Raw genomic sequence first — 24219 nt, 5'->3', positions numbered from 1 at the left:
GACCATCGGCGCATGGGTCTGTTCACCGTTCCCGAAGCCCGCGCCGAGCTCGCCCGGCTACGCCCCGTGCTCGAAGAGTTGATCCGCCTCCGCGCCGACGCGGCCGAGCTCGCCGCATCCCTGCGCCCTGGTGGCCGCGAGACCTCGCTCGGCGGGATGCCGGAATGGAAGGCCGCGCAGGCCCGGCTGGACGACCTGATGACCACCGTTCAGCGGACGGGCGCGGAGCTGAAGGGATTCGCCCCGCTCCTGATCGACTTCCCCGCCGAGCTCGACGGCGTCGACGTCCTGCTCTGCTGGCTCGAAGGCGATCCGGAGCTGGCCTGGTATCACCGCACCGACCTCGGTTTCGCCGGACGCCGCCGCCTCGCGGATAGGGTCGCCGTCGTGAGCGAAGAGATCGCGGCCGGGCTGTTCGACGGCATCGCCGCCCGCTACGACGAAGACACCTTTCACGGCTTGGTCGCCGACGCGCTCGTCGACGGCCTCGGCCGCACGGCGCCCGAGCGCGTTCTCGACGTCGCGACCGGGACCGGGGTGGCCGCGTTCGCCGCGCTGCGGCTGGACCCGGGCGAAGTGCTCGCGATCGACATCTCGCCGGGCATGATCGCCCAGGCCGAGACGAAGGCGGCCACGCACGATCCCGGCAAGCGCATCACCTGGCAGGTCGCTTCCGCGGTTCCGTCGCCGGTGGAGGACGAGGGTGCGGACGCCGTGCTGTGCGCGTCTTCGCTGCACTTCCTCGGCGCGGCCGCGCTCCGCGACTGGCTGCGGGCGCTGCGCCCCGGCGGCAGGGTGGCCTTCAGCCTGCCGCTCGCGTCGGCGTTCCGGCCGTCGGAGGCGTTCGCCGCCATCGTCCCCACCGACCTGAAGCTGCCGGAAACCGAGGACGACGCGGCGGAACTGGCCTCCGAAGCCGGCTTCACCGAGGTGACCGTGAAACGCCTCGACGTCGAGACCGAGGATCGGGTCCGGTCGGTGTTCGTGGTGCACGCGACCAGACCCTGAGCCCTACAGCGTTCTATAGCGGAGCGAAGAACGGCACGCACTTCGGCGCGGGCGCGTTCTCCGGGTCGAGCGCCTTGAGGATCAGGCCCGTCACGTTCGGGTCGATCGCCTGGCTCAGATGCCCGGAAACGTCGGATCCGCACCGGTCCTGCAGCACGATGTCGGTCGCACCCGGCTCGTCCAGCACCCCGCTGGTGTACGGCGTGACCACGAGGTCGTACCGGCTGACGATGCTCGTGTACGTCGGACCGGGCACCGTCACGCCTCCGCGCGCGAGGTCGTCGAGGAAGTCCGACGGCGCCAGGTATTCGCGGCACGCTCCGCAGACGCCGTCGGCGAGCAGATCGATGCCGGGCAGCGAAAGCACGGCCTTGGCCAGGCCGGAGAAGCCGTTGAGCGACGTGCCCTTGAAGTTCGAGCCGAAGCCGACAAAATGCTTCACCTTCTCCGCGCCTCCCTCGAATTTGAGGTAGTACGCGGGCATCGTCGTGCCTTCGGAATGCCCGACGATGTCGACCTTCTCCGCGCCGGTGCTGGCCCGCACGCGGTCCACGAACGCGCCGAGTTCGACGGCACTCTTCCGCATGGAAGCGAGGCCGCCGAACACCTGTCCGCCCAGGGCGGTGGCGCCGTAGGTCAGCGAATAGACGCAGTAACCGGCGTCCTTGAGCTTCGGCGCGTGGTGGAACCAGTTGGTCGTCGCGTTGCCGCCGAGGCCGTGCACCAGCACCACGGGCTCGGGATGGCTCGCGCTCGGTGCGCACGACCAGTCGTTCCAGCCGCTCGACGGCGCCGCGCTCGCCGCCGCCGGGACGGCGATCGTCAACGTCAAGGCCGCGACCAGCATGGTGAGGATCCGAGCCCGCATCCTTGCCTCCGGTTACTCGTCAGTATGTGATGCGAGTCATCATGCGTCACAACTCGACGACCGGGACCAGGAGAACGACCAGACTTACCCGTCAGTTCTTGTGAAGGATCACAAAGGCAGCAGGACCCGCCGTTCGATCGGGCTGGACATGACGATCGACGTCGTCGTGGCGCCCAGCACGGAAAGATCCTCCAGCAGTTCTTCCAGGTGAGTGGTGTCGCGCACGGCGATCTTCAGGATCCAGCAGTCCTCGCCCACCACGTGGTGGAGTTCGAGGATCTCCGGCCGGTCCATGATCTTCCGCGTGCGCGGATGCCGGACGGTGAACCCGCTGTGCGGCGCCATCCGCACGAACGCCCGCAGCCCCAGGCCGATCCCGATGGGCGAAACGAGCGCCGCGTAGCCGGTGATCGTGCCGTCGGCCTCGAGTCGCTTGACGCGCTCGCCGACAGCGGCGGGGCTCAGCGAAACACGTCGCCCGAGCTCGCTCAGGGTGATTCGGCCTTCCTCCTGAAGGAGTTCGAGGAGTCGCCGGTCGATCACGTCCAGTGAGCTTTCGGTGGATGCTCGATTCGACCGAGAATCTTTCAGTGATTCCGCCATTTCGCCCATGTTCTCCCCTTCAAGCGCCCGGATCGCCACCGTAACACTGGTGGACATGAAGAAAGTGCTCGTTCTCGGCGGAAGCCGGTACTTCGGCCGCGGGGTGGTCGAGCGGCTGCGTGACGCCGGCTCGGACGTCACCGTCCTCAACCGTGGCTCCGCACCTGCCCCGTCCGGCGTCGCTCACCTGATGGCCGACCGCGACGACGAAGCCGCGCTGAAGGTCGCGCTGGGTTCCCGTTCCTTCGACGTCGTTCTCGACCAGGTCTGCTACACGCCGGTCCAGGCGGAGATCGCGCGCCGTGTCTTCCGCGCGGACCGCTACGTGATGACGTCCACGATCGAGGTCTACGACCAGGTCCGGACGGAGGCACCGATGACCGAATCGCTGGTCTCCCCCGTGCCGGTCGACCTCGGGGCACCTTCGTACGACTACGGCGAAGGCAAGCGGCAGGCCGAGACGGTCTTCGCGGCGGGAGACACACCGTTCGCTTCGGTGCGCGTCGCGCACGTCCTCGGCGGCGAGGACTTCACCGGGCGGCTGCGGCACTACGTCGAGCGGCTGGACGCCGGGGACGCCGTGGACATCCACGCGGAACCGCGGCCGTCGACGTTCATCCACGCGAAGGAGATCGCGGACTTCCTGACCTGGGCCACGCTCGCGGACTTCACCGGCCCGGTCAACGCCGGCTCGCACGGCGAACTCTCCGCCGTCGACATCGCCCGCGCGATCTCGATCGAACCCCGGTTCCGGATCGTCGAGCGGGACGCCTCACCGTTCTCCTTCGACCGGTACGCCGTCCTGGACACCTCGCGCGCGACCGACCTCGGCTTCTCCTTCTCCACCACCACCGATTGGCTCGGTGAAGCCATCGAAGACACCAGAAAGGCATGACCCCCATGCGTTACCGCAGCATCGGAGACGTCGAAGTGAGCGCGATCGGGCTGGGCGCGATGCCGCTGTCGATCGAGGGCCGCCCGGATCGCGACCGCGCGATCGCCACGATCCACGCCGCGCTCGACGCCGGTGTCACGCTGATCGACACGGCCGACTCCTACCACTGGCACGCGGGCGAAATCGGGCACAACGAGGAGCTGATCGCCGACGCGCTGGCCGTCCGCGGCGACTCGGACGCGGTGCTCGTCGCGACCAAGGGCGGGCGCGGCCGTCCCGGTGACGGTTCGTGGACCGTCACCGGAACTCCCGCCCACCTCCGGAACGCCTGCGAGGGCTCGCTGAAGCGGCTCGGCGTCGACGCCATCGGGCTCTACCAGCTGCACAAGCCCGACGAGAACGTGCCGTGGGCGGAGTCCGTGGGCGCGATCAAGGAGCTGGCCGACGAAGGCAAGATCAGGCTCGCCGGGATCTCCAACGTCTCCCGCGCGCAGATCCTCGAAGCGCGGGACATCCTCGGCGAGCCCCTGGTTTCGGTGCAGAACGAGCACGCGCCCGCACAGCTCGCGCACGAACCGGAACTGGCGCTGTGCACCGAACTCGGGCTCGCCTACCTGCCGTGGGGCCCGCTCCGCGGCATCGACGGGGAATTCCTCACCGTGGCCGAAGAACTCGGGGTCAGCCCGCAGCGGGTGTGCTTGGCGTGGCTGCTCGCGAAGTCGCCGTCGATGGTCGCGATCCCCGGTTCGACGAGGCCCGCGACCATCCGCGATTCGGCGGCCGCGGCCGATCTGGTGCTCACCGCCGAAACGCTGGCCCGCTTGCCGTGATCAGGCCCCGGCCACCAGAGCCACGCCAAGGCCGATCATCGTCGCGGCGACCAGACCGTCCAGCACCCGCCACGACGACGGTTTGCGGAAGAACCCGCTGAGCAGCCTCGCGCCGAAACCGAGCGCGAGGAACCAGATCACGCTGGCCGAGACGGCACCCACGCCGAACGCCCACCGGTCGCTGCCGTGCCCGGCCGCGATGGCGCCGAGCAGGAGGAGGGTGTCGAGGTAGACGTGCGGATTCAGCCAGGTGATCGCCAGCGTGGTCAGCACGATGCGGCGCAACGATCCGCCGGTCTCCGGGCCGCCCGTCTCCAGCGTGGACGGCTTGAACGCGCGACGGGCCGCGAGGGCGCCGTAGCAAAGCAGGAAGGCGCCGCCGACCAGCGCGACGATGGTCAGCGCTTCGGGTGACGTCCCCACCAGCGCGCCGACCCCGCCGACGCCGAGGCTGACCAGGATGGCATCGGAGAAGATGCAGATCAGCACCACGACGAGCACGGCTTCGCGCCGGATGCCCTGGCGCAGCACGAAGGCGTTCTGCGCGCCGATCGCGACGATGAGGGCCATGGTGGCGCCGAATCCGGCGACCGCGCTGAACAGAACGTCTCCCATACGGATGACACTAGGAAGCGAATCGTCAACAGTACAGCTAAAGATTCTTACGTAAGATTAGCGCTCGTGATGACAGATCTGCCCCTCGACCTGGTCCGCACGCTGCTGGTGGTCGCCGACGAAGGCACGTTCGACGCGGCGGCCTCGGCGCTGCACGTGACGCCGTCGGCGATCAGCCAGCGCGTCAAGGCGCTCGAACAGCGCACCGGCCGGGTCCTGCTGATCCGCACGAAACCGGTGCGGCTGACCGAATCCGGGCAGGCGGTGGTGCGGTTCGGCCGTCAGATGGCGCTGCTGGAGGCCGACACCCGGGCCGAACTCGGCCTGACCACCGGCGACGAGCCCGTCCGGCTGACGATCGCGGTGAACGCCGATTCGCTGGCGACCTGGTTCCTGCCCGCCCTCACGAGGGTGCCGCCCGAGCACAAGATCTGCTTCGAACTGCATCGCGAGGACCAGGACCACACCACGACCCTGCTACGGGAGGGCCTGGTGATGGCCGCCGTGACGTCGTCACCCGATCCGGTCGCGGGATGCTCGGTGCACCGGCTCGGGTACATGCGCTACCTGGCCGTCGTGAGCCCGGCGCTCGGCACGGACCTCGACCTCGCCGAAGCACCCGTCGTCGTCTTCGACCGCCGCGACGACCTCCAAGACCGCTTCGCTCGTGAGCGCGGCACGATCGCGAGCCGGCTGCGGCACCACGTCCCGTCGTCCGAAGGGTTCTTCGACGCCGTCGCGGCCGGGATGGGCTGGGGCATGGTGCCGCTCGCGCAGATCGGCGACCGGCTGCGCGACGGCACTTTCGTCTGTCTCGACGCCGATCACCCGATCGACGTACCGCTGTTCTGGCAGCAGTGGAAACTCGACTCCCCCGCGCTGGCGGCGGTGTCGGCCGCCATCACCACGGCGGCCGCGGACCTGCTGTTCGACCCACACAGATGAAGACGCGCGGATCGGCCCGGTCGTGAGATCCTGGGCGTATGACGCGCGCATTGCACCTGGTCGGGGACGAGGAAGCGGACCGGCTGCTCACCGAAGACCCGTTCGCACTGCTCGTCGGGATGCTCCTCGACCAGCAGTTCCCGATGGAACACGCGTTCCGCGGTCCGCAGAAGATCGCGGATCGGATGGACGGTTTCGACATCGAGAAGATCCACGCGATGGACACCGAGACGTTCGTCGAACTGTGCGTGATCCCGCCCGCGATCCACCGCTACGGCGGCTCGATGGCCCGCCGGGTGAAGGATCTCGCCCAGCATGTCGTCGAGGTCTACGACGGCGACGCGGCCGGCATCTGGACCGCCGGACGGCCCAAGCCGGACGGCCCCGAAGTCCTCAAGCGGCTCAAGGCGCTGCCCGGCTACGGCGACCAGAAGGCCGCGATCTTCCTCGCGTTGCTCGGCAAGCAGCTCGGCGTGCAGCCCAAGGGCTGGCGCGCGGCCGCGGGCGTGTACGGCGACCGCGGCTCACGGCGCTCGATCGCCGACGTCACCAACGCGAAGACCCTCGGCGAGGTACGCGCGTTCAAGAAGGCGGCGAAGGCTGCCGCGAAGGCGCCTGCGAAGTAGCTACTTCTTCCCCGCTCCCGGCCACGGCCCCGGGGTCTCGGCAGGCAATTCGGCTTGCTCGACCTCGGTGCGGAACAGCCGGAACCCGCGAGCCTGGTAGTTCTTGAGCGCGGCGGGGCCGTCCGTGGTGCAGGTGTGGACCGTGACACGGCGCGTCGGCGTCTTGCCCGGCCAGCGCTCCGCGAGCGCCCACGCCTCCCGCAGCGCGACGGTCAGCAGGTGCCCGCCGACGCCTTTGCCGACGAAGGACGACATCAAGCCGAAGTACGCGAGTTCCACTGTGCCATCAAGATCGCCGTCGACAGTGCCGTCGAGTTCGAAGTAGCCGCACGGCGTCCCTTGCGCATACGCCACCCACGTCTCGACGCCCGGCCTGTCCAGCCACTCGACCCACTGCGCCCACGTCCAGCCGAGCCGGTCGATCCAGAACCAGTCGCCGCCGACGGCGGTGTAGAGGTAGCGGTTCAGCTCCGGGCTGACCAGCTCGGCGCGGGTGACCGTCACCGGGACGGCCGGCGGTTTCGCCGCGCTCAGCTCGTCCGGTGAGGTCTGCTCGAGGTGCCAGGTCGTGATCTCCATACGGCGATCATTTCAGCCAGACCCGCAACGGCCCCAGCGCCGTGTAGCCGGCGCGGAGGGCGGCGTCGAGATCCTCGCCGTGTTCGTAGCCGGTGATCGGCAAGCCGGGGAAGCTGGCCGCGACGGCCGAGGTCGCGCCGCGCCAGGCGTCGTCCAGGTCGCCTTGACTGTACAAATTGGACAGTCCGGCGAAATCGCCGTCCCGGTTGGCCGTGACTCCGGCGGCCCCGTTCGACCACACGGCGACGGACGGGTCGTCGAAGGGGTCGTCGACCCTGGACCAGCCCGGTTCGAGCGGCACTTGCCCCGTACGCGTGATCCAGGTGGCCTCGAAGAGCACCTCGAAACCCGACGGCGTGAGATCCAGGCAGGCGAAGCTGTCCTTCACCGCGCAGCCCGGCGAGGTGTCGATCCCGTCCAGCACTTCTGCCGCCGTCGCGTCCGGGGTCAGGGTCATCGCGTCCGGGTACGACGGCGGGGTCCGGCGCGCCGACTTCCAGACGCGGGCGGAGAAAGTGCCCGTCCGGCACACCGTGTCGCACCAGCGGGCGTTGACCCGCACGGCGTCGGCTACCTCCGCGCGAACCACAGCACGTCCGGTTCCCCTTGCGGCACCGGGATCTTCAGCTCCCGCACCTCGCCGAACCGCGCCCGGAGCCGCTTCGCGAACGACGGCACCGACTCGGCGCTCCACACTCCGAGCACTCCGCCGGGCCGCAGCCGCTCGGCGAGCATGTCGAGCCCTTCGTCCCGGTAGAGCTTCGCGTTGCCGTCGGTGACTGTCCACTCAGGACCGTTGTCGATGTCGAGGCACAGCGCGTCGAAGCGTTCTTCCGTCCGGCGCAGCCACTTCACCAGATCGGCCTCGACGACGGTGACCCGTTCGTCGGACAGGGCGTCGTCATGGACGGCCCTGAGCGGGCCCTCGCGATTCCAGCCGATCACGGCGGGTTCGCGCTCGACGACCACGACCTCGCCGACACCGGGATGATCCAGCGCGGCGCGCAGCGAATAGCCGACGCCGAGGCCGCCGATCAGCATCCGGGCCTTGCCGGGCACCAGGTCCGCCGCCACCGACACGAGCAACCGTTCGGATTCACCGTTCCGGGTGTCCATCAGGAAGACGCCGTTGGCGATGACCTCGAAGTCGTCTCCTGCCCGGCGGAGCACCAATTCGCCGCTCTTCCCGGCGACTTTGTCGAGTACGTCGGTCATCCGGGCAGCTTATCGGCGACGGTCACAGCAGGCCCGCCAATTTGTACAGGACGAGGCTGCCGGCGACGGCGACGTTGAGACTCGCACCGGTGCCCACCATGGGAATTTCGACGACGGTGTCGAGAAGGTCGAGCGCGTCCGGCGGAATACCCTGCTGCTCGTGGCCGAGCACGGCGATCGTCCGGCCGCGTGCGGGTGCGAGATCGGCGAGACGCACGGCCTCGTCGGCGAGTTCGACGCCGACGATCGCCGTACCCGCCGCCTTTTCCCGCTTCAGCCAGCCCGGAGGATCGTGCACCCAGTGCACACAAGCCGGACGGCGCAACGTGTTCCCCCGGCGCAGCGCCTCGGGCACCCACGGGAACCGCGGCACGGCGAGGCAGGCGCCCACCGCGTCACAGGTCCGCAGCAGCGTGCCGAGGTTCGCTCCGTGCAGTGGCCACAGCGGCGCGGCGACGAGATGTCCCAGCAGGAGTGGGCTTTCCTTCTTCTGGCCGCACGCAGTTCCGACGGTGTGCGGACCCGGATCGACGGGCTCACCGGACGTGAGGCGTCGCGCCTCCAAGGATTTCGAGGATCATGCCGCCACTGTAGCGGGATCACTCCGACGCTCCTAACCTTGAAACGTCGGAGGTGGTTCTCATGCAGGCGACCGTCGGAGACGAGATCCACGTGCACGGACGCACGGTGGGCTCGGCCGAACAACGCGGCGAGATCCTCGAGGTACGCGGCGAACACGGTGCCCCGCCGTATCTCGTCCGGTTCGCGGACGGACACGAAGGGCTGGTGTTCCCGGGCCCCGACTGCGAAGTCCAGTCGCGCGCCGAATAGACGTCATTCGGCCAACGCGGGCCGCTTCACGCGGTTCCGCCAGCCCGCCACGACCACGGCCGCGCCGAGCGCGGTCAGCACCGCCGCGACCTCGGGCAGCAGGAGCGGCCCGCCGCCGCTCAGCACCGCTCCCCCGACCACGCCGGAGAGGCCGACGCCGAGATAGATCGCGGACGCGTTGAGCGAGAGGACGAGCCCGGCATTCTGCTTGGACAGCTCGATCAGCCGGTGCTGGATCGGCGGATTCACCGACCAGGTGGCCAGCCCCCAAAGGAAGAGGACGACTGCCGCGCCCGCGACGGTGGTCGCCACCAGCGGCAGCAGTGCGAGCACCACGGTGATCCCGCCGAACACGACCAGCAGCGGTCCCCTGGCGCCCCAGCGGTCGGCCGCGCGGCCGCCGAGGACGTTGCCGAGCGCGCCGCCCGCGCCGTAGACGAACAGCAGGAGACTGACCGTCGTGCCGTGGACGCCCGCGGTGGCGGACAGGACCGGCGAGATGAAGGTATAGACGGAGAACGCGGCGAGGCAGCCGAGCACCGTCGCGCCGAGCATGGCGAGGACGCGGGGATCCTTGGCGACGGTGAACCGTTCGGCCAGCCGGACCGGAGGTGGCGCCGGGACGGCGGGCAGGACCAGCCGGACCGCGAAGGCACCGAGAAGCGAGAAGGCCGCGACGAGCGCGAAGACGGCCTGGTAGCCCACGCTCTGCGACAGGACGCTGCCGAGCGGGACACCCAGGATCGTCGCGACGGTGAGCCCGCCGAAGACGAGCGCGACCGCGCGGCCCCGGCGTTCCGGCGAAGTGAGCTCGGCTGCGACGGCGCTCGCGGCCGGAGTGAAGACCGCCGCGCCGATCGCGGTGACGACCCGCGCGAGCAGCAGGGTCACGTAGCCGGGCGCGAGGGCGGCGAGGGCGTTGCCGATGGCGGTGACGACGAGGGCGGCGACCAGGAGCGTGCGCCGCTCCCAGCGACCGGTGACCGCGGCGAACAGCGGTGAGCCGACCGCGTACGCGATGGCGAAGGCGGTGACCAGCTGGGCGGCGGCCGCCTCGGTGACCGCGAGCTCGCCGGTCAGCGCGGGCAGCAGCCCGGCGACGACGTAACCACTGGTGCCGACCGCGAACGTACCGAGCGCCAGCACCGCGGTCCTGGGTGGTGCGAAAGTCATGAGTCCCCAGCTCCAGACCCCCACAGATCGCGTTTAGCCCGCGAAACGCAGGTCGGCGCCGGAGCGCGATTAGCCCGCGAAACGCAGGTCCGCGCGGGAGGCGACCGGATCGCGTTTAGCCCGCGAAAGGCGACATGGGGGTCGTTGTTCGATGGTTGTCGTAGTTCGATGCAGACCGTACTACGAACTCGCCGGAAGTTCGAGAGGCGTCGTACTATGGACGAATGGCCGCGACGCAGCAGTACGTCTATCCCGATCAGGACGAGATCCGGATCGAGGCGGTCCTCGCCGCGCTCGCGGACCCGGTCCGCCTCGACATGGTCCGCCAGCTGGCCGAGTCCGGCACCGAGATCTCGTGCAGCGGATTCGACGTCGCCGTGACCAAGTCCACACTCACCCATCACCTGCGCACACTGCGCGAAGCGGGCATCATCATGGGCCGCCAGCAGGGCACCGCCCGCTACAACTCCTTGCGCCGCAAGGATCTCGACGAACTGTTCCCCGGCCTGCTCCAGGGCGTGCTCGCCGCCCGCCGCTGAGGGTGGTCAGCCTCACCTGAAACCGGGATGACAAAGACACCCTCCATCGGTTGAACTGGACGCAGGACAGCGGGGCCGCACGCGCTGTCTTCTTTTGTGTCCGAGACCTAAATCGATTCAGCTGCCCATCCGCGACGCTGGGCGAGTAATCGTTTACTCACGTACGACCCTCGAAGGGAGAGCCGTGCCCGTCGCGCTGCTCGCGCTCGCCATCGGTGCCTTCGGCATCGGGACCACCGAATTCGTCATGATGGGCGTGCTGCCCGAAGCCGCCGCGGACTTCGGCGTGTCGATCCCGTCCGCCGGTTACCTCATCTCCGGCTACGCCCTCGGCGTCGTGGTCGGTGCTCCGCTGCTCACCGCCGCCGCCGTCCGGCTGCCGCGCAAGACGATGCTGCTGGCGATGATGGGGCTGTTCACGCTCGGCAACGCCCTCTTCGCGCTCTCGCCGAACCAGGAGTTCGGCGTCGCCTTCCGCTTCCTCGCCGGCCTGCCGCACGGCGCGTTCTTCGGCGCCGGCGCGGTCGTCGCGTCCAGCCTGGCCAAACCGGGCGAACGCGCGAAGGCCGTCTCGATGATGTTCATGGGCCTGACCCTGGCCAACGTCGTCGGCGTGCCGCTGGGCACGCTGCTCGGCCAGAAGGTCGGCTGGCGCGCGACCTTCGGCGTCGTCGCCGTGATCGGCCTGCTCGCCATGGCCGCGATCGCGAAACTGGTCCCCCACCAGGGCAAACCGGTCGAGCCGTCGCTGCGTGGCGAACTCGGCGCCTTCCGCCGCCCGCAGGTGTGGCTCGCGCTCGCGATCGTCACCTTCGGCCTCGGCGGCGTGTTCGCCTGCCTGTCCTACATCGCGCCGATGCTGACCGACGTCACCGGCTATTCGCCGTCCAACGTCACGCTGCTGCTCTCCCTGGCCGGGGTCGGCATGACGATCGGCAACTACCTCGGCGGCAGGCTCGCCGACAAGGCGCTGATGCCGAGCCTCTACGTCTCGCTGATCGGGCTCGCGTCGGTGCTGGCGATCTTCACCTTCACCGCGAACGGCAAGGTCGGCGCGGCGGTGACGATCTTCTTCGTCGGCCTCGCCGGATTCATGATCGGACCGATGATGCAGGCCAGGATCATGGAGAAGGCGGGCGGGACGCCGTCGCTGGTCTCCGCCGCCGTGCAGTCGGCGTTCAACATCGCGAACTCCATCGGCGCCTACCTCGGCGGCCTGGTGATCGCCGGCGGGCTCGGCCTGGTCGCACCCAACTGGGTCGGTGCGTCGCTGGCCGTCCTGGGGCTCTCGCTGGCCGTGGTGTCCGGCGGTATGGACCGCCGCGAAGCCCGGCTCGCCCCCGCCATGGCTTCCTGACCTCGTCGGAAAGCGCGTGAAGGCCCCCTTCCCTCGGCTCAGTCGAGGGAAGGGGGCCTTCACGCGCATCAGGACAGGGGTCCGCCGGTGATCGTGAACGCGATGAACAGGATCAAGACGGAAAGCGCGCCGTAGGTCAGGACGTCGACCGGTTTCCCCCGGATCGCCAGCAGCCCGGCCTTCGCTTCGGGCAGTACCGCCCGGAGCAGGCCGGCGAGCAGCAACGCACCGCCGATCAGCGCGGCCCCCTGCCGCCAGTGGTACTGGCCGATCCGGAGGGCGGCGACCGCCACCACCAGCATCACCAGCAGGAACGGCAGGTGACGGAGCAGTGCCCCACGGTCACGCCGTAGTCCGGCCACCGCCATCAGTCCTCGTCCTTCGGGTTCGCGCGGGCGATTCGGTTCACTCGGTCAGTATCCCGGGTGAGTGACCCGGCACCAGGTCAGGGCGTCTTCCGGCGAGTCAATAGCGGCAAAACCCACATGCGGGGTGCACAGGAGCGCGGATACGGTCAAAATGTGACCGTGGCACAACCGACGACTCAGTTGAACGCGACCGAGCAGGACACCCTGGTCAAACAGATCGGCCTCGCCCTGCTGCGGGCCGCTCCGCGTGATTGGCGGAAGGTGACCGCCGAGTACCGAGCCGTCGGCAGGTACCACGAGATGACCGGGGAGATCATCACCGAGGACGGCACCTCACACGAATGGGTCGCGACGCACGACATCGCGACGCTGTTCGGCAGACTGCGCGCCGGGATGTACCGCGACGGCCGCGGCACCTGGTTCAACGCCCGTTACCAGCTCGACCACCCGTCCAGCTACAACCTCGAGTACAACCGCGACGAGCCGCAGTGGCGCCTCGCGCCGCCGCCGCAGGCGCTCTCCGACGAGCTGCGCATGTTCCCCCGCTCCGAGGAGAACGTGCCCGAATGGCTGATCCGGCGCATGTCCGGCCTCGGCCCCGAGCAGCCCGGACCGCATTTCCGCATCGCCCGTATCTTCGACACCATCGGCCCGGCCGGTCGTCCGGTGATCAACCGGCCCGATCTGGAGATCGAGGAGCAGGACAGGCTGCTCGAGTACCTCGACCGCGCGCCGCTGGTGGTCACCGAACGCGGTTACGACATCGACCGGCTCGCCCAGACCCCCGAGGCCACCGTCCCGGTCGCCTTCCACAGCGACGGGCAGTGGATCTGGCCCGCCGCCGTGAACTTCTACCTGCGCCAGTACGGCGTCTCGCCGGAGCTCGACCTGATCGAGCACGTCCGGCAGAACGACTTCGTGCTGCCCGAGGTCGACGACCCGACGCTGCAGGCCGCGGCGGGGTACCTCACCAGGGGGAACCAGCCGCCGCAGCAGCGCCCCAACGGCCCGGGCGGACCTGGTGGCCCCAACAACGGCGTGCCCGCGGGCCCGCCTCCGCAGAGGCCGCCGCAGAACGGCCCGGTGCCGCCCCAGCAGGCCGCGCCCGGTCAGCCGGGACCCGGTGGTCCCGCGGGCCCCGGCCCGAACCAGGCCGTACAGCCGCCGCACCAGCAGGGTCCGGACCAGGCCGCGGTGGCCGCCGCGGCCGCTGCTCCGGTCGCCGCGGCGGCGGCCGTCCCCTCCGCCGAAGCCACCGTCCCGGACCAGGCCGAGCAGGCGCAACGGTACGAAGACGACTACGACACCCAGGACTACCAGGCGCAGGACTTCCACGAAGCCGCCGCCGAGCAGCAGTACGAAGACGGCTACGAAGACCCGTACGCGTCCGAGCAGGACGCCTTCACCGACGAGGAGCGGCAGGGCACCGCGCCCGAGCCGCAGCTCGCCGACCCGGAGGCCACCACGTACGCGCGGGTCCCGCAGGCCGGCGCCTACGAGCAGCCGCCGCTCGAAGAAGAGCAGGCCGCGTACGCCCGGCAGGAAGAAGACCAGCCGTACGCGCCGCCTGAGGAGGAGACGACCACCGGCTACACGCCGGTCGAGCAGGCCGACGCCGGCCCCGAGCTGCCCCTTCTGACGCACGACGCGGAGCCGGACGTGGCGCCCCCGCCGTCGGACACCGAGATCACGCAGGTCGACGCCCCGCCGCAGGAGCGGGGGACCTTTGCTACCACCCCCGTGCCCCACCCGGAGCCCGAGCCGCGCCGCGAGGAAGCGCAGCCGCGCCGCGCCGAGCATCCCGAGCCGGTGTTGAACGAGTTGCAGGCGAAGTTCGACGAACTCGACGTGCCCGGTGACGTCTACCGCATCGGCTCGCCCGCCGAGCACGGCTGGAGCGTCGAGCAGGTCGACGGCGGCGGCTGGCGGGTCGGCTGGTACGACGGGAAGCTGACCAATCCGGCGGTGTTCGGCGACGCCGAGGACGCGGCCGCGTTCATGCTCGGCAAGGTCCTGCTGAACCCGAACGGCGCCCCGCCGCCCGCGGAACAGCCCGCCGTCGAAGAGGAACCGGTCGAGGAGCCTGCTCCGGCGCCGCCCGTGACGGCGACGCTGTCCCCCGAGATCGCGACCGGTTCGCATCCGGTGCCGCCGCGGGAGTCGATCCCGGCACAGGAACAGACCGCGTTCACCACGGCCGAGGAGCTGCTCGGGGACGATTTGGACGACGAGCCCGCCCCCGCACCGGTCCCGCCCGCGCCCCCCGCGCGGCCGAACCCGGTGCTGGCGAGCCCGCCGCCCGCGCCGCCGCGGCGTGAGCCGCCGGCGACGCCGCCTCCGCCGCCGATGCGGCGCGAGGAACCGGCCCGTCCGGCCGCGGCGGCCGGCGCCGGGGCACCCGACGCCAAGCAGAACTGGCCGATCTCGCCGCTCAACGGTGAGCCGCCGCTGACGCTGTTCCGCGGCAAGGAGCTTCGTGAGCTGCCCGCGGGCAGCGAGCTGGACCGCTTCGGCGGCCCGAACGGCAACCTGACCTACGCGGCCGGGACGCCCTTCGAGGAGCGCTCGCTCGTGCCGGAGTGGGTGAACCGGCCGTACCACGTCTACCGCGTGCAGCGTCCGCTCGAAGCCCTCGCCGGTGTCGCGATCCCGTGGTTCAACCAGCCCGGTGGCGGGTCCGCGTACCTGCTGCCGGCGTCCATCGAGGAGTTGCTGGCCGAGGGCGACCTCATCGAGCTGGACCCGGGTGAACCGCCGATCGACTAAGCCCCTCAGGCGCGATGAACGGGCCGTTCCTTGCGAAATTCGCCAGGAGCGGCCCGTTTCAGTGGATGACGAGACCGTGCGCGGCGGCGTAGGCGATCGCGGTCTCGGTGTCCACGTGGACCCCGGAGAGGTTCGCCTGCACCAGGCCGTTGGCGTCGAGCCGCGCGCCACGCAGGTCCGCGCCGTCGAGCTTCGCGCCCGCCAGCCGGGCGCCGGTGAGGTCCGCGCCACGCAGGTCGGCGCCGGTCAGGTCGGCGTCGATCAGGTTCGCCTCCCGCAGCCGCAGGCCACCCAGGTCCACTTTGGACAAACGAGCCTTGCTGAGCGAGACCAGCGAGAGATCGCATTCGGTGAAGGCGATCTTCTGGAACCGGCAGTCCACAAAGGACGATCCGAGCATCGAGCAGGAGCTCCACCGCGCGCTCGCCAGCACACTGCGGTCGAAGGTGCACGAGCGGAACGCCGACGCCTCGTGGCGCGAGCCCTCGAAGTCCGTCTTGGTGAAGTCGCACTGGTCGAAGGTGCAGCCCTGGGTGCGGAGGCCGCGCAGGTCGGCTTCGGTGAAATCACAGCCGACGAAACTGCGTTTTTCCCACCATTGCCGGGAAAGGACGGCTTCTCGGTAATCCTCGGCAGTCTCGATCACCCGTCCAGGATCGCATACCCGCTCATGACCAGGTGATCCCGCCGAACAAGGCACGCAACTTCGCCGCCCGGCGCTCCGAAGACGCGGCGATCCAGCCGATCCGGCCGAGCAGATGCGCGCGAAAGTCCGGGTGACCGGCCCGGTTCTGCTCCTCCGGGCCGGTCCGGACGCAGTTGTGGAGCAGCGCGCGCAGGGCGTCGTAGTCGGCACGTGTCGCGGCGGGCGAGCTGTTGACCACCAGTCCCGCGACCCGTTGCCGCTGGTGCGCGGCGGCGATCGACGTCTTGTCGTCCCGGAGCCGGAAGCCCTCGTCGGTCACGATCCGCCGGACCCCGGGCAGCAACCGGTGCAGCGGCAGGGAATCCCCGGAGAACGCCAGATCGTCGGCGTACCGCGTGTAGACCGCGCCCAGTGCGCGGGCGAGGCCGTCGATCCGCCGGTCGAGCTGGTGCGTGATCGCGTTCGCGACCGCGGGCGAGGACGGCGCACCCTGCGGCAGATGCGTGGCCGCCAGGTTGTTCAGCAGCCGCACCCGTGCTGGGTCCCGCCGCCCGTCGGGGACGGTGGCGAGGACATCCGGCGGAACAGCCGTGGTGAGCACCCCCGCCAGCGCTTCCGCCACGGCGGGCGGATAGCCGGCGAGGGCGAGCAACGCCGAGATCCGGCGCGCGGACACCGTCGGGAAGAACCCTTCGAGATCCATCCTGACCACGGTCTCCCGGCCGGCATGCGGTGCCGCGCACGACATCGGCGACCGGCCGCGCCGGAATCCGTGCGCGGCCTCGTGCACCGGCAGCGCGTCGACGACGTGCCGCACGATCCGGCGTTGAAGTTCGGCGATGCGCGGCTTCGGCCGCTCGATGAGCCGCACTCCGCCCGAAGCGGTCGGGATCCAGCGATAGGTGTAATGCCGGGCCGGGCCGGCCGCACGCCTGTTCCAGCCCTTCACGTCGGCGAACCACGAGAGTTCGCCCGGTGTCAGGTCGAGACCGGCGGCGCACTCGTCGAAAGTCGCCCAGCGGGCCACCTGGAATCGCCAGACCGGCGGCAGGGGTTCGAGGAGCGACGCGGAGGTGACTCTTTCTCCTGTCATCCGCGCGGACTCGCACGCGAAGCATGCCGCGCTCGCGCGGGGCGCCTTGTCTCGCTGACTTCGTACTCCCCGGGGTTGCCCCGGAGTGGGTGGCGATCCACCGGCTCACCTCCGCGTCGCTATCGCCACCCTACCGACTTCAGCGGCTCGGGATGATCTCCGAGCCGGAGACGTAGCGCATGGCCTCGATGAACTTCGGGTCGTTCATGCGGCGCTCCATTTCCGGGTAGTCGAGGTCGACCAGCCGGGTCTGGATCCACCACAGGTTGCCGAACGGGTCGCGGACCCGGCCGACGCGGTCGCCGAAGAAGAGTTCGGTCTGCCTCGTCACCTCTTCGGCGCCCGCCTCGATGGCCCGGCGCTGCGTCTCCACGCTGTCCTCGACGTAGAGCCGCAGGTACGCCGGGGTGTCGACCCAGTGGTCCCGCGAGTCGAACAGCATGACGACCGAGTCGCCGATCCGGACCTCCGCGTGCCCGATCTTCCCGCCTTCGACGTACACCGGTTCGCCGATCGGCTCGGCGTCGAAGACGCGCTCGAGGAAGTCGATCATGCCCGCGGTGTCGCGCGAGATGATCCACGGGGTGACCGAGTGGTAGCCGTCGGGGATCGGGTTGGTCATCGGAGTTCTCCTCAGTCGTCGTGGTGCGATGAGAAGAACACTAAAACCCGTATAGGACAGATCATGTCCTAATGGGATTTCAGCAGGAAAGAAGGCTTCGACTCCTGCCACTCCGGCATGTCCAGCGAGTTGAGCACCTCGACGATCCGCTTCTCCTCGTAGCGGAAATGCGTCTCCATGATCGCCGTGAGCCCGTCCAGTTCGCGTTGGACGTCGAGGATCTCGGCCTGACTGGACCCGGGGCCGACAGCGGCGACCAGCTCTTCGATCCGTTCGATGATCCCGGTCATGACCTCGTGGTCGTGCGCGAGCTCTTCGAGCGACGGCCGCAATTCGGGGAATTTGTCCGCCAGCACGAGGAAAGCGCCGCCGTCCTCGCCGGTGTGATGCCTGGTCAGCGCCGAGCAGAAGGTGAGGCAATGCGCGCGGAGATCGCGTAGCCGCTCGGCACGCCCCTCCGCGACCGACCCGAGGTCGTCGTGCAGCAGGGCCAGCTCTTTACGCAGCCAGTCGTGAACCTGAACAAGTTGATTTCCGAACGCCGTCAACCGGCCGTTCGTCCGAGAAGGGGTTTCCATGATTTCCCATGGTCCGGCGCCTCCATGCCCGCGACGGTCTCTTTGCCGGGTGCACTGCGACGCTGGAGAAACTTCAGCACGAGCCCCGGGTGATCGTCAAGAGGGTTCAGCGGAAGTCACGGGACTTGGCGGTGATCCGCAGCGGCAGGTGCCGGATCTGCTCGGCGAGGACGTTCACCACCTCGCCGGTGCGTTCGACCACACCCCGGACCAGCAGCGCGGGGCTGCCGCGAGCGACCCGGTGGTAGCGCTGCCACACCCCCATCGTGCAGATCACGTTGATCATCCCCGTCTCGTCTTCGAGGTTCATGAAGGTGACGCCGCCCGCCGTCGCCGGCCGCTGGCGATGGGTGACCGCGCCGCCGGTCAGCACGTGTGCGCCATGCGGGACCTCGCGCAGGCCCACCGCCGTGACGACGCCGATTTCGTCGAGGTGCTCCCGGATGAACTGGGTCGGGAAGCTGTCCGGCGACACCCCGGTGGCCCACACGTCCGCGGCCGCGACGTCGATTTCGTCCATCCCCGGCAACATCGGCGCCTTGGCCCCGGTGATGAGTCCCGGCAGTTTCTCCGGGCTTTCGTCCGCGACCGCGCCCGCCGCCCAGAGCGCGCTTCGCCTGCTCTCGCCGAAACAACCGAAGGCACCGGCCGCGGCCAGCGCCTCGACCTGCGGTCTGGTCAACCGAACCCGCCGGGCGACCTCGGACAGATCCGTGAACGCGCCGCCGCTTTCCCGCTCCTCGACGATCTTCTTCGCCAGGCTCTCGCCGATCATCCTCACGGTGGACAGCCCGCCCCGCACGGCGAGCAGCTTTCCCCCTTCCGGCAAGGGTTCCAGCGTCGCGTGCGGAAGACTCGCGTTGATGTCCGGGCCGAGCACCCGCACCCCGTGCCGCCGCGCGTCGGCGACCAGCGACTGCGGCGAGTAGAACCCCATCGGCTGCGCACGCAGCAAACCCGCCAGGAACGCGTCCGGGTGGTAGTACTTGAAGTACGCGCTCGCGAACACCAGCAGGGCGAAACTCAGCGCGTGGCTCTCCGGGAAGCCGAAATTCGCGAACGCCTTGAGCTTGCCGAAGATCTTCTCGGCGAGCTCGTCATCGATGTCGTTCTTCGCGGCGCCTTCGAGGAAGCGGCGTTTGAGCCGCTCCATCTTCTGCTCGGAACGTTTCGCCCCCATGGCGTGCCGCAACTGATCCGCCTCCGCCGGCGTGAAATCGGCGATGTCGAGGGCGATCTGCATCATCTGTTCCTGGAACAACGGGACACCGAGGGTCTTCCCCAGCGCGTTGGCCAGTTTCGGATGGTCGAAATCCCATTTCTCCTGGCCGTTCTTGCGCCGGATGTAGGGATGCACCGAACCGCCCTGGATCGGGCCGGGGCGGATGAGCGCGACCTCGACCGCCAGATCGTAGAACTTCTTGGGGCGCAAGCGGGGCAGCGTGGCCAGCTGCGCACGGCTCTCCACCTGGAAGACACCGATCGCGTCGGCGCGGCAGAGCATTTCGTAGATGTTCTGATCCTTGAGATCCAATTCGGAGATGTCGACCTCTTCCCCCTTGTGGTCACGAACCAGATCGATCATGTAGTGCAGGGCCGACAACATCCCGAGCCCGAGCAGATCGAATTTGACCAGCCCCGCGGCGGCGCAGTCGTCCTTCTCCCACTGCACGACACTGCGATCTTCCATACGGGCCCATTCGATCGGGACCACCTCGCTCACCGGCTGCTTGCAGATCACCATCCCGCCGGAATGGATACCCAGATGCCGCGGGAAGTCTTCGAGCGCGCAGGCCAGTTCCACGACCTCTTCCGGAATGTCGTGATCGTGATCCTTCTCCGTGGCCCGCAACGCTCCCCAACGGTCGATCTGCTTGCTCCACGCGTCCTGCTGGCCGGGCGTGTATCCCAGCGCCCGTGCCGCGTCCCGGACCGCGGATCGCGCCCGGTAGGTGATCACGTTCGCGACCTGCGCGGTGTTCAGCCGCCCGTATTTCTCGTAGACGTACTGGATCGCCTCCTCGCGGCGATCCGATTCGATATCGAGGTCGATGTCCGGGTAACCGTCGCGATCCGGGGCGAGGAACCGTTCGAAGAGCAGGCCGTAACGCACGGCGTCGACCTTGGTGATGCCGAGCGCGTAGCAGACCGCCGAGTTCGCGGCCGATCCCCGGCCCTGGCAGAGGATCTTGTTCTCCCGGCAGAAGTTCACGATGTCCCAGACGATCAGGAAGTAGCCGGGGAAACCCAGTTCTTCGATGATGTCCAGTTCGTGGTCGATCAGCTTGCGGGCCTTTTCGCGGTACTCCTCGTCTTTGTTCTTCTCGTGCTCCTTCGCACCCTTCCTGGTGAGGTAGCGCAAGTAGGACGCTTCGGTGGCGTGCTCCTCCGGAACGTCGAACGGCGGCAGCTCCGGCTGGATGTGGTGGAGTTCGAACGCGCACTCCCGGCCGAGCAGCGCCGCCCGCTGCACCGCGCCCGGGTACCGCTCGAAGATCTCGGCCATCTCCTCCCCCGACCGCAGGAACGCCGTCCCCGCGGCGGGCAGCCAGCCCTCCATGTCCTCCAGACCCCGCCGGGCACGGATCGCACTGAGCGCGTCGGCGAGCGGGGCCCGCTCCGGCCGGGCGTAATGCGCGGCCGTGGTCGCCACCGTCGGCAGGCCGAACTCGACGGCCATCTCGCTCAGCAGGTCGTTGTGCGTGCTGTCCAGGGGGAGGCTGTGGTCGATGAGTTCGACGTAGACGTTCTCCCGGCCGAAGCAGTCGATGAGTTCCTTCAGCCTCACGACGGCCGCCGCGGGGCCTTCGGTGACGAGCGCCTTGCGCACCGCGCCCTTGCGGCAACCGGTGAGCACCACGCATTTCCCGCGTACCTCTTCGGCGACCGCGCGCAGGTCGTAGACCGGCCTGCCCTTCTCCGCTTTTTCCTTGGGGGACGACGACTGCCTGTCGAAGCCGTACAGCTGGCCGGCGGTGATCGCCCGGTTCAGGCTCAGGTACCCGTCCTGTTGCTTGGCCAGCAGAAGCAGATGCTCACCCTCGGGATCGGCGAACCCGTTCTGCGGCCCCGAAAGACCGAAACTGAGCTCCGTGCCGAAGACGGTGTGCACGCCCAGCTCCCTCGCCGCCTCGGCGAAGCGCACCACGCCGTACATGCCGTCGTGGTCGGTGAGCGCGATCGCGTCCAGGCCCAGCCGCGCCGCCTCCTCCACCAGTTCCTCGGGATGGCTCGCCCCGTCGAGGAAGCTGAAGTTCGAATGACAGTGCAGTTCGGCGTACGGCACCCGGCGCGCGGTGGCGCCGTCGTCTTCACCGATCAGCCCGGTCAGGTCCGCGGGCCGCTGATACCCCTGCCGCTTGGCACTCCAGGCGGGGCTGTCACCGCCGTCGCCGGGCGGCACCTCGCCCGCGAGCTCGCGGGCGAGCTCCTTCCACGGCCGCGGAGGGTTGTTCCAGCCCATGGGTCACCGATTCTCGGTCGAGCTTCTCGGCGCGGGGACGAACACTTCCGCGCGCGGGACGCATGCCGCCCAGGCCGTGTCCAGCTCGGCACGTTGCACCGGGATGACCGGCTCCTCCAGCCAGCGCCGCACCAGCCGCGTGTACTCCTCGTCCATGGTCAGTCGTACTTCCCTTCCAGTGTCCACATCGGATTCTTGTGGTGCTCGAAGCGCAACAGCACCGCCTCTTCGGCGTCCTGCCCGTCGGCCAGCAGCACCTGCAACCGCATCCGGGTCCCCGACCGGGCGTGCCCCGCCCCGGCCCGGACACCGACGAACCACGGCCCGGCCCAGGCGATGACCTCGCGCGGCTCACCGCCCTCGAAACCCACGAGGAACGGCGCGGCGGTGACCCGGCGCCGCGCGGTGATCTCCACGACACGCCCGTTCTCGTCCAGCACCTGAGCGGGCACCGGACGGGCGAAGACCGTCGCCGGAGAGGGGGACGGGAGCCGCCCTGCCCAGTTCGCGTCCGCCTGCGCCGACTTCTCCCGCCTGTCGCCCCACGGCACCAGCCGGACCCGCTCGGCGGGACCTCGACCGCCGTCGAGCACCGCGGTGAAGACGCTCTCCGGACCGAGCAGGCCCTGCACCCGCACCAGCGCGCGGCCTGCCCGCTCGCCGGACACGCCTTCGTCCTCTGTGGACGGTCGCAGCACACCTGTCGCGCCCGCCTGCCACAACCCGAGCTGCAGCGACCGCCCTTCGACCGTCTCCTCCGGCTCCAGCCGCAACCGCACGACGCCGGAATGGGGGCGCGCGGAGGTGTCCCGGACCTTCAGCCAGCCTTCGAACTGCCAGCGCACCCTGTCCGCGACGCCGAGCGGGGTCAGCGGCTCGGCGCAGCGCCACACCCGGCCGAGCTGTTCGCCGGTCTCGGTGGTGGCGTAGATACCGAGCCGGGTGCAGGCCAGCCCGTGCGCGGCGAGCCCGGCGTGGAAGCGTTCACCGAGCCCTTTCGCCACGAACGCGGCGGCGTCGACCCGGTCGATCGGCGGGTCGAACGCCTTCGCGAGGGAGAGTTCCGGTGGCGGCCGCCGACGCGACGGCGGACGTTCGGACCGTCCTTGCGCCAGCCTGTGCGCGAGCACGCCCTCCGCCCCGAAGCGCGCGGAGACGTCGCTTTCGTCGAGGGCCGCGAAGGCGCCCAGCGTGTGCAGGCCGAGCTGTTTGAGCAAGGTGACCAGCTCGGCGCGGCCCGCCTCGGGCTGATCGAGCTCACGGATGGGCAACGGGGCCAGGAATTCCGCCGTGCCGCCGGGTTCGACCAGCGTCGAACGGCGGGCGGCGAGCGTCGCGGCGAACAGGCCGTCGGCGACGCCGACCTGGCTTTCCACTCCCGCCGCCACGGACACCTCGTCGACCAGTCTTTCGAGAAGGCCGTGCTCACCACCGAAGTACCCGGCGGCGCCGTCGACCGGGACGGCGACGATCCCCGGGCGCACCACCTCGACTCCGACGGCCAGCTCCTCCACCGCCCGTGCGACGGCCTCGAAGAGCCGTGCGTCACGACCGTCGTCCTCGCCGAAGACCGCCAGCTCCGGGCAGCAGGACTGGGCCTCGCGCCGCCGCATCCCGCGGCGGACGCCGTATCCCCTGGCCACCGCGGTGCAGGCGACCACGCGGTTCGCCGAGAAGACCGCGGCCGGGCGGCCGACGGGTTCGCCCGCGGCGGCCGCGGCGGCGACCGCCGGCCAGTCCGGGCACCACAGCACCAGCATGCGTACAGGTGGGTTCACGCCGTCCCCCACCTGGTCGTGGGGAAGTCCGCCCGCTCGACCTCGCCCTGGCCGGGGAACCGCAGCAAGGCCGACATCGGCCGGGCGGCCGCACCCCGGCCGCCTGTCCGCACCTCCACCTCACGGCTGCGGAGGTAACCCGCACCACCGCTCTCGAAGCCCGTCCATCGCGTGCGACGACAGCTCAGTTCGACCTCCGCACCGGGCCAGGAGCCCAGCGAAAGCAGCACCGAACCACGGTTGCGCGCGCGGGCGGACAACCTTCTCGCCACCTCGGGCCGGGCGAGCCCCGGACCGACGACCACGAGATCGAAACCGTCGAGCAGTGCCGCGGTCACCGCCGGGAACTCGGCACCGGGACGGGGGACCAGCGCCAGCCTGCCCACCTCGACCCCGAGTTCCGCGGCGGCGACCACCCCGAGCGCGGGCAGGCCGACCGCGACCGCCCACGCACCGCCGGCGGTCGCGGCGGCCAGCAGGGTGAGCATCAGTGACGTGGACCCCAGCACCGAAACGGTGCTCCCGCGCCGGAGCCCCGCGGCGGGCAGCAGACCGGACAACGCCGGGGACACCGGGAGCACCCTTCCCGTCGTCCTCGCGTGTTCGGCCGCGGAGGCCACGCCACTGGCCGTGCTCACTCCTGGCAAGGCCGCCAGCCTCGCCAACGGCAAGGCCCGCGCCTCGACCACCTCCGCTGTCACCGGACCTCACCTCCCCACGACACCTAGACCGTCCTTTGTGGACGGCACCGGCGTGCCACGGGGAAGGCGACACTTCGAACGCTTGTTCGATGACTCCAGTAGACCGGGTGGCGCAGCGGT

The 24219-nt window shown here is 69.8% G+C and carries 26 protein-coding genes; 9 read left to right on the top strand and 17 right to left on the bottom strand.

Features of this window, described 5'->3' with window-relative positions; translation table 11 throughout:
• Nucleotides 1-12 precede the first annotated feature (12 nt).
• Nucleotides 13-1008, top strand: coding sequence for a DUF2203 family protein (locus ACZ3HL_RS21120; protein ID WP_465532965.1), 996 nt, complete (start codon nucleotides 13-15; stop codon nucleotides 1006-1008).
• A 13-nt stretch (nucleotides 1009-1021) separates the two neighbouring features.
• Here ACZ3HL_RS21120 and ACZ3HL_RS21115 read toward each other — a convergent pair whose 3' ends face one another.
• Together ACZ3HL_RS21115 and ACZ3HL_RS21110 are read right to left on the bottom strand one after the other, a co-directional pair.
• Nucleotides 1022-1876 carry an esterase/lipase family protein gene (locus ACZ3HL_RS21115; protein WP_465532963.1) on the bottom strand — a complete coding sequence of 285 codons (855 nt, stop codon included), beginning with the start codon at nucleotides 1874-1876 and terminating at the stop codon, nucleotides 1022-1024.
• Nucleotides 1877-1984: 108 nt separating this feature from the next.
• Nucleotides 1985-2419, bottom strand: coding sequence for an Lrp/AsnC family transcriptional regulator (locus ACZ3HL_RS21110; protein WP_465415121.1), 435 nt, complete (start codon nucleotides 2417-2419; stop codon nucleotides 1985-1987).
• A 115-nt stretch (nucleotides 2420-2534) separates the two neighbouring features.
• Here ACZ3HL_RS21110 and ACZ3HL_RS21105 point away from each other — a divergent pair, with 115 nt between their 5' ends.
• Complete coding sequence (locus tag ACZ3HL_RS21105; RefSeq protein WP_465532961.1) at nucleotides 2535-3374, top strand: NAD-dependent epimerase/dehydratase family protein; 840 nt, start codon at nucleotides 2535-2537, stop codon at nucleotides 3372-3374.
• Nucleotides 3371-4204: an aldo/keto reductase gene (locus tag ACZ3HL_RS21100; RefSeq protein WP_465532959.1), complete on the top strand. Its 834-nt coding sequence runs from the start codon at nucleotides 3371-3373 to the stop codon at nucleotides 4202-4204. The genes ACZ3HL_RS21105 and ACZ3HL_RS21100 overlap by 4 nt, the downstream gene beginning before the upstream one ends.
• Here the strand turns inward: ACZ3HL_RS21100 and ACZ3HL_RS21095 are convergent, their stop codons facing one another.
• A complete protein-coding gene (locus ACZ3HL_RS21095; RefSeq protein ID WP_125680071.1) occupies nucleotides 4205-4819 on the bottom strand; it encodes a LysE/ArgO family amino acid transporter in 615 nt (204 codons plus the stop codon).
• 66 nt (nucleotides 4820-4885) lie between these two features.
• On the opposite strand from ACZ3HL_RS21095, the gene ACZ3HL_RS21090 reads away from it, so the two are divergent.
• Together ACZ3HL_RS21090 and ACZ3HL_RS21085 are read left to right on the top strand one after the other, a co-directional pair.
• A complete protein-coding gene (locus ACZ3HL_RS21090; protein WP_465532957.1) occupies nucleotides 4886-5764 on the top strand; it encodes a LysR family transcriptional regulator ArgP in 879 nt (292 codons plus the stop codon).
• 38 nt (nucleotides 5765-5802) lie between these two features.
• Complete coding sequence (locus tag ACZ3HL_RS21085) at nucleotides 5803-6390, top strand: HhH-GPD-type base excision DNA repair protein (RefSeq protein ID WP_465415131.1); 588 nt, start codon at nucleotides 5803-5805, stop codon at nucleotides 6388-6390.
• Here ACZ3HL_RS21085 and ACZ3HL_RS21080 read toward each other — a convergent pair whose 3' ends face one another.
• The 4 genes from ACZ3HL_RS21080 to ACZ3HL_RS21065 are packed head-to-tail and all read right to left on the bottom strand — an operon-like array spanning nucleotide 6391 to nucleotide 8749.
• Entirely contained in the window at nucleotides 6391-6969 is a 579-nt protein-coding gene (locus ACZ3HL_RS21080) for a GNAT family N-acetyltransferase (protein WP_465532955.1), read from the bottom strand. It abuts the gene before it with no gap.
• A 7-nt stretch (nucleotides 6970-6976) separates the two neighbouring features.
• Entirely contained in the window at nucleotides 6977-7531 is a 555-nt protein-coding gene (locus tag ACZ3HL_RS21075) for a hypothetical protein (RefSeq protein WP_465532953.1), read from the bottom strand.
• 8 nt (nucleotides 7532-7539) lie between these two features.
• Entirely contained in the window at nucleotides 7540-8184 is a 645-nt protein-coding gene (locus ACZ3HL_RS21070; protein WP_465415137.1) for a spermine/spermidine synthase domain-containing protein, read from the bottom strand.
• A 22-nt stretch (nucleotides 8185-8206) separates the two neighbouring features.
• Nucleotides 8207-8749: a TrmH family RNA methyltransferase gene (locus ACZ3HL_RS21065; RefSeq protein WP_465532951.1), complete on the bottom strand. Its 543-nt coding sequence runs from the start codon at nucleotides 8747-8749 to the stop codon at nucleotides 8207-8209.
• 77 nt (nucleotides 8750-8826) lie between these two features.
• Here ACZ3HL_RS21065 and ACZ3HL_RS21060 point away from each other — a divergent pair, with 77 nt between their 5' ends.
• Nucleotides 8827-9015, top strand: coding sequence for a DUF1918 domain-containing protein (locus tag ACZ3HL_RS21060; RefSeq protein ID WP_126735321.1), 189 nt, complete (start codon nucleotides 8827-8829; stop codon nucleotides 9013-9015).
• Nucleotides 9016-9018: 3 nt separating this feature from the next.
• Here the strand turns inward: ACZ3HL_RS21060 and ACZ3HL_RS21055 are convergent, their stop codons facing one another.
• Entirely contained in the window at nucleotides 9019-10188 is a 1170-nt protein-coding gene (locus tag ACZ3HL_RS21055) for an MFS transporter (protein WP_465532948.1), read from the bottom strand.
• 224 nt (nucleotides 10189-10412) lie between these two features.
• Between ACZ3HL_RS21055 and ACZ3HL_RS21050 the strand changes: the two genes are divergently transcribed.
• Both ACZ3HL_RS21050 and ACZ3HL_RS21045 read left to right on the top strand, forming a co-directional pair.
• Entirely contained in the window at nucleotides 10413-10727 is a 315-nt protein-coding gene (locus tag ACZ3HL_RS21050; RefSeq protein WP_465415143.1) for an ArsR/SmtB family transcription factor, read from the top strand.
• A gap of 184 nt (nucleotides 10728-10911) precedes the next feature.
• Nucleotides 10912-12084 (top strand): MFS transporter, encoded by a 1173-nt coding sequence (locus ACZ3HL_RS21045; protein ID WP_465415145.1) that lies wholly within the window; start codon nucleotides 10912-10914, stop codon nucleotides 12082-12084.
• A gap of 68 nt (nucleotides 12085-12152) precedes the next feature.
• On the opposite strand, the gene ACZ3HL_RS21040 is transcribed toward ACZ3HL_RS21045, so the two are convergent.
• Nucleotides 12153-12452, bottom strand: a complete 300-nt coding sequence (locus ACZ3HL_RS21040; RefSeq protein ID WP_465532946.1) for a DUF3017 domain-containing protein — start codon at nucleotides 12450-12452, stop codon at nucleotides 12153-12155.
• Between the two features lie 153 nt (nucleotides 12453-12605).
• Between ACZ3HL_RS21040 and ACZ3HL_RS21035 the strand changes: the two genes are divergently transcribed.
• Nucleotides 12606-15218, top strand: coding sequence for a TNT domain-containing protein (locus tag ACZ3HL_RS21035; RefSeq protein ID WP_465532944.1), 2613 nt, complete (start codon nucleotides 12606-12608; stop codon nucleotides 15216-15218).
• Nucleotides 15219-15276: 58 nt separating this feature from the next.
• Here ACZ3HL_RS21035 and ACZ3HL_RS21030 read toward each other — a convergent pair whose 3' ends face one another.
• The 8 genes from ACZ3HL_RS21030 to ACZ3HL_RS20995 all read right to left on the bottom strand — a co-directional run bounded on the left by ACZ3HL_RS21030 (nucleotide 15277) and on the right by ACZ3HL_RS20995 (nucleotide 24069).
• Complete coding sequence (locus ACZ3HL_RS21030; protein WP_465532942.1) at nucleotides 15277-15864, bottom strand: pentapeptide repeat-containing protein; 588 nt, start codon at nucleotides 15862-15864, stop codon at nucleotides 15277-15279.
• 22 nt (nucleotides 15865-15886) lie between these two features.
• Entirely contained in the window at nucleotides 15887-16957 is a 1071-nt protein-coding gene (locus tag ACZ3HL_RS21025; protein ID WP_465532940.1) for a reverse transcriptase family protein, read from the bottom strand.
• Nucleotides 16958-17096: 139 nt separating this feature from the next.
• Complete coding sequence (locus ACZ3HL_RS21020) at nucleotides 17097-17579, bottom strand: VOC family protein (RefSeq protein WP_465532938.1); 483 nt, start codon at nucleotides 17577-17579, stop codon at nucleotides 17097-17099.
• A gap of 68 nt (nucleotides 17580-17647) precedes the next feature.
• Nucleotides 17648-18157: a hemerythrin domain-containing protein gene (locus tag ACZ3HL_RS21015; RefSeq protein ID WP_465532937.1), complete on the bottom strand. Its 510-nt coding sequence runs from the start codon at nucleotides 18155-18157 to the stop codon at nucleotides 17648-17650.
• Nucleotides 18158-18263: 106 nt separating this feature from the next.
• On the bottom strand, nucleotides 18264-21620 hold the full coding sequence (locus ACZ3HL_RS21010) for an error-prone DNA polymerase (RefSeq protein WP_465532935.1): 3357 nt from the start codon (nucleotides 21618-21620) through the stop codon (nucleotides 18264-18266).
• Nucleotides 21621-21623: 3 nt separating this feature from the next.
• A complete protein-coding gene (locus ACZ3HL_RS21005) occupies nucleotides 21624-21776 on the bottom strand; it encodes a hypothetical protein (RefSeq protein WP_465415161.1) in 153 nt (50 codons plus the stop codon).
• Nucleotides 21777-21778: 2 nt separating this feature from the next.
• Entirely contained in the window at nucleotides 21779-23380 is a 1602-nt protein-coding gene (locus ACZ3HL_RS21000; RefSeq protein ID WP_465533166.1) for a DNA polymerase Y family protein, read from the bottom strand.
• A 14-nt stretch (nucleotides 23381-23394) separates the two neighbouring features.
• The gene (locus ACZ3HL_RS20995; RefSeq protein ID WP_465415887.1) at nucleotides 23395-24069 is read right to left on the bottom strand and encodes a hypothetical protein; all 675 of its coding nucleotides are present in this window, start codon (nucleotides 24067-24069) and stop codon (nucleotides 23395-23397) included.
• Nucleotides 24070-24219: the final 150 nt, after the last annotated feature.

This window comes from Amycolatopsis sp. NPDC000009, assembly GCF_055563465.1.
This window is presented reverse-complemented; position numbering and strand designations above follow the sequence as displayed.

Bases quoted from the DNA above. Each gene is read 5' to 3' on its own strand.
- ACZ3HL_RS21015 (WP_465532937.1), bottom strand. From the start codon at position 18,157: ATGGAAACCCCTTCTCGGACGAACGGCCGGTTGACGGCGTTCGGAAAT.
- ACZ3HL_RS21010 (WP_465532935.1), bottom strand. From the start codon at position 21,620: ATGGGCTGGAACAACCCTCCGCGGCCGTGGAAGGAGCTCGCCCGCGAG.
- ACZ3HL_RS21060 (WP_126735321.1), top strand. From the start codon at position 8,827: ATGCAGGCGACCGTCGGAGACGAGATCCACGTGCACGGACGCACGGTG.
- ACZ3HL_RS21095 (WP_125680071.1), bottom strand. From the start codon at position 4,819: ATGGGAGACGTTCTGTTCAGCGCGGTCGCCGGATTCGGCGCCACCATG.
- ACZ3HL_RS21005 (WP_465415161.1), bottom strand. From the start codon at position 21,776: ATGGACGAGGAGTACACGCGGCTGGTGCGGCGCTGGCTGGAGGAGCCG.
- ACZ3HL_RS21050 (WP_465415143.1), top strand. From the start codon at position 10,413: ATGGCCGCGACGCAGCAGTACGTCTATCCCGATCAGGACGAGATCCGG.
- ACZ3HL_RS21105 (WP_465532961.1), top strand. From the start codon at position 2,535: ATGAAGAAAGTGCTCGTTCTCGGCGGAAGCCGGTACTTCGGCCGCGGG.
- ACZ3HL_RS21085 (WP_465415131.1), top strand. From the start codon at position 5,803: ATGACGCGCGCATTGCACCTGGTCGGGGACGAGGAAGCGGACCGGCTG.
- ACZ3HL_RS21040 (WP_465532946.1), bottom strand. From the start codon at position 12,452: ATGGCGGTGGCCGGACTACGGCGTGACCGTGGGGCACTGCTCCGTCAC.
- ACZ3HL_RS21070 (WP_465415137.1), bottom strand. From the start codon at position 8,184: ATGACCGACGTACTCGACAAAGTCGCCGGGAAGAGCGGCGAATTGGTG.
- ACZ3HL_RS21115 (WP_465532963.1), bottom strand. From the start codon at position 1,876: ATGCGGGCTCGGATCCTCACCATGCTGGTCGCGGCCTTGACGTTGACG.
- ACZ3HL_RS21000 (WP_465533166.1), bottom strand. From the start codon at position 23,380: ATGCTGGTGCTGTGGTGCCCGGACTGGCCGGCGGTCGCCGCCGCGGCC.
- ACZ3HL_RS21080 (WP_465532955.1), bottom strand. From the start codon at position 6,969: ATGGAGATCACGACCTGGCACCTCGAGCAGACCTCACCGGACGAGCTG.
- ACZ3HL_RS21020 (WP_465532938.1), bottom strand. From the start codon at position 17,579: ATGACCAACCCGATCCCCGACGGCTACCACTCGGTCACCCCGTGGATC.
- ACZ3HL_RS21055 (WP_465532948.1), bottom strand. From the start codon at position 10,188: ATGACTTTCGCACCACCCAGGACCGCGGTGCTGGCGCTCGGTACGTTC.
- ACZ3HL_RS21025 (WP_465532940.1), bottom strand. From the start codon at position 16,957: ATGACAGGAGAAAGAGTCACCTCCGCGTCGCTCCTCGAACCCCTGCCG.
- ACZ3HL_RS21100 (WP_465532959.1), top strand. From the start codon at position 3,371: ATGACCCCCATGCGTTACCGCAGCATCGGAGACGTCGAAGTGAGCGCG.
- ACZ3HL_RS21120 (WP_465532965.1), top strand. From the start codon at position 13: ATGGGTCTGTTCACCGTTCCCGAAGCCCGCGCCGAGCTCGCCCGGCTA.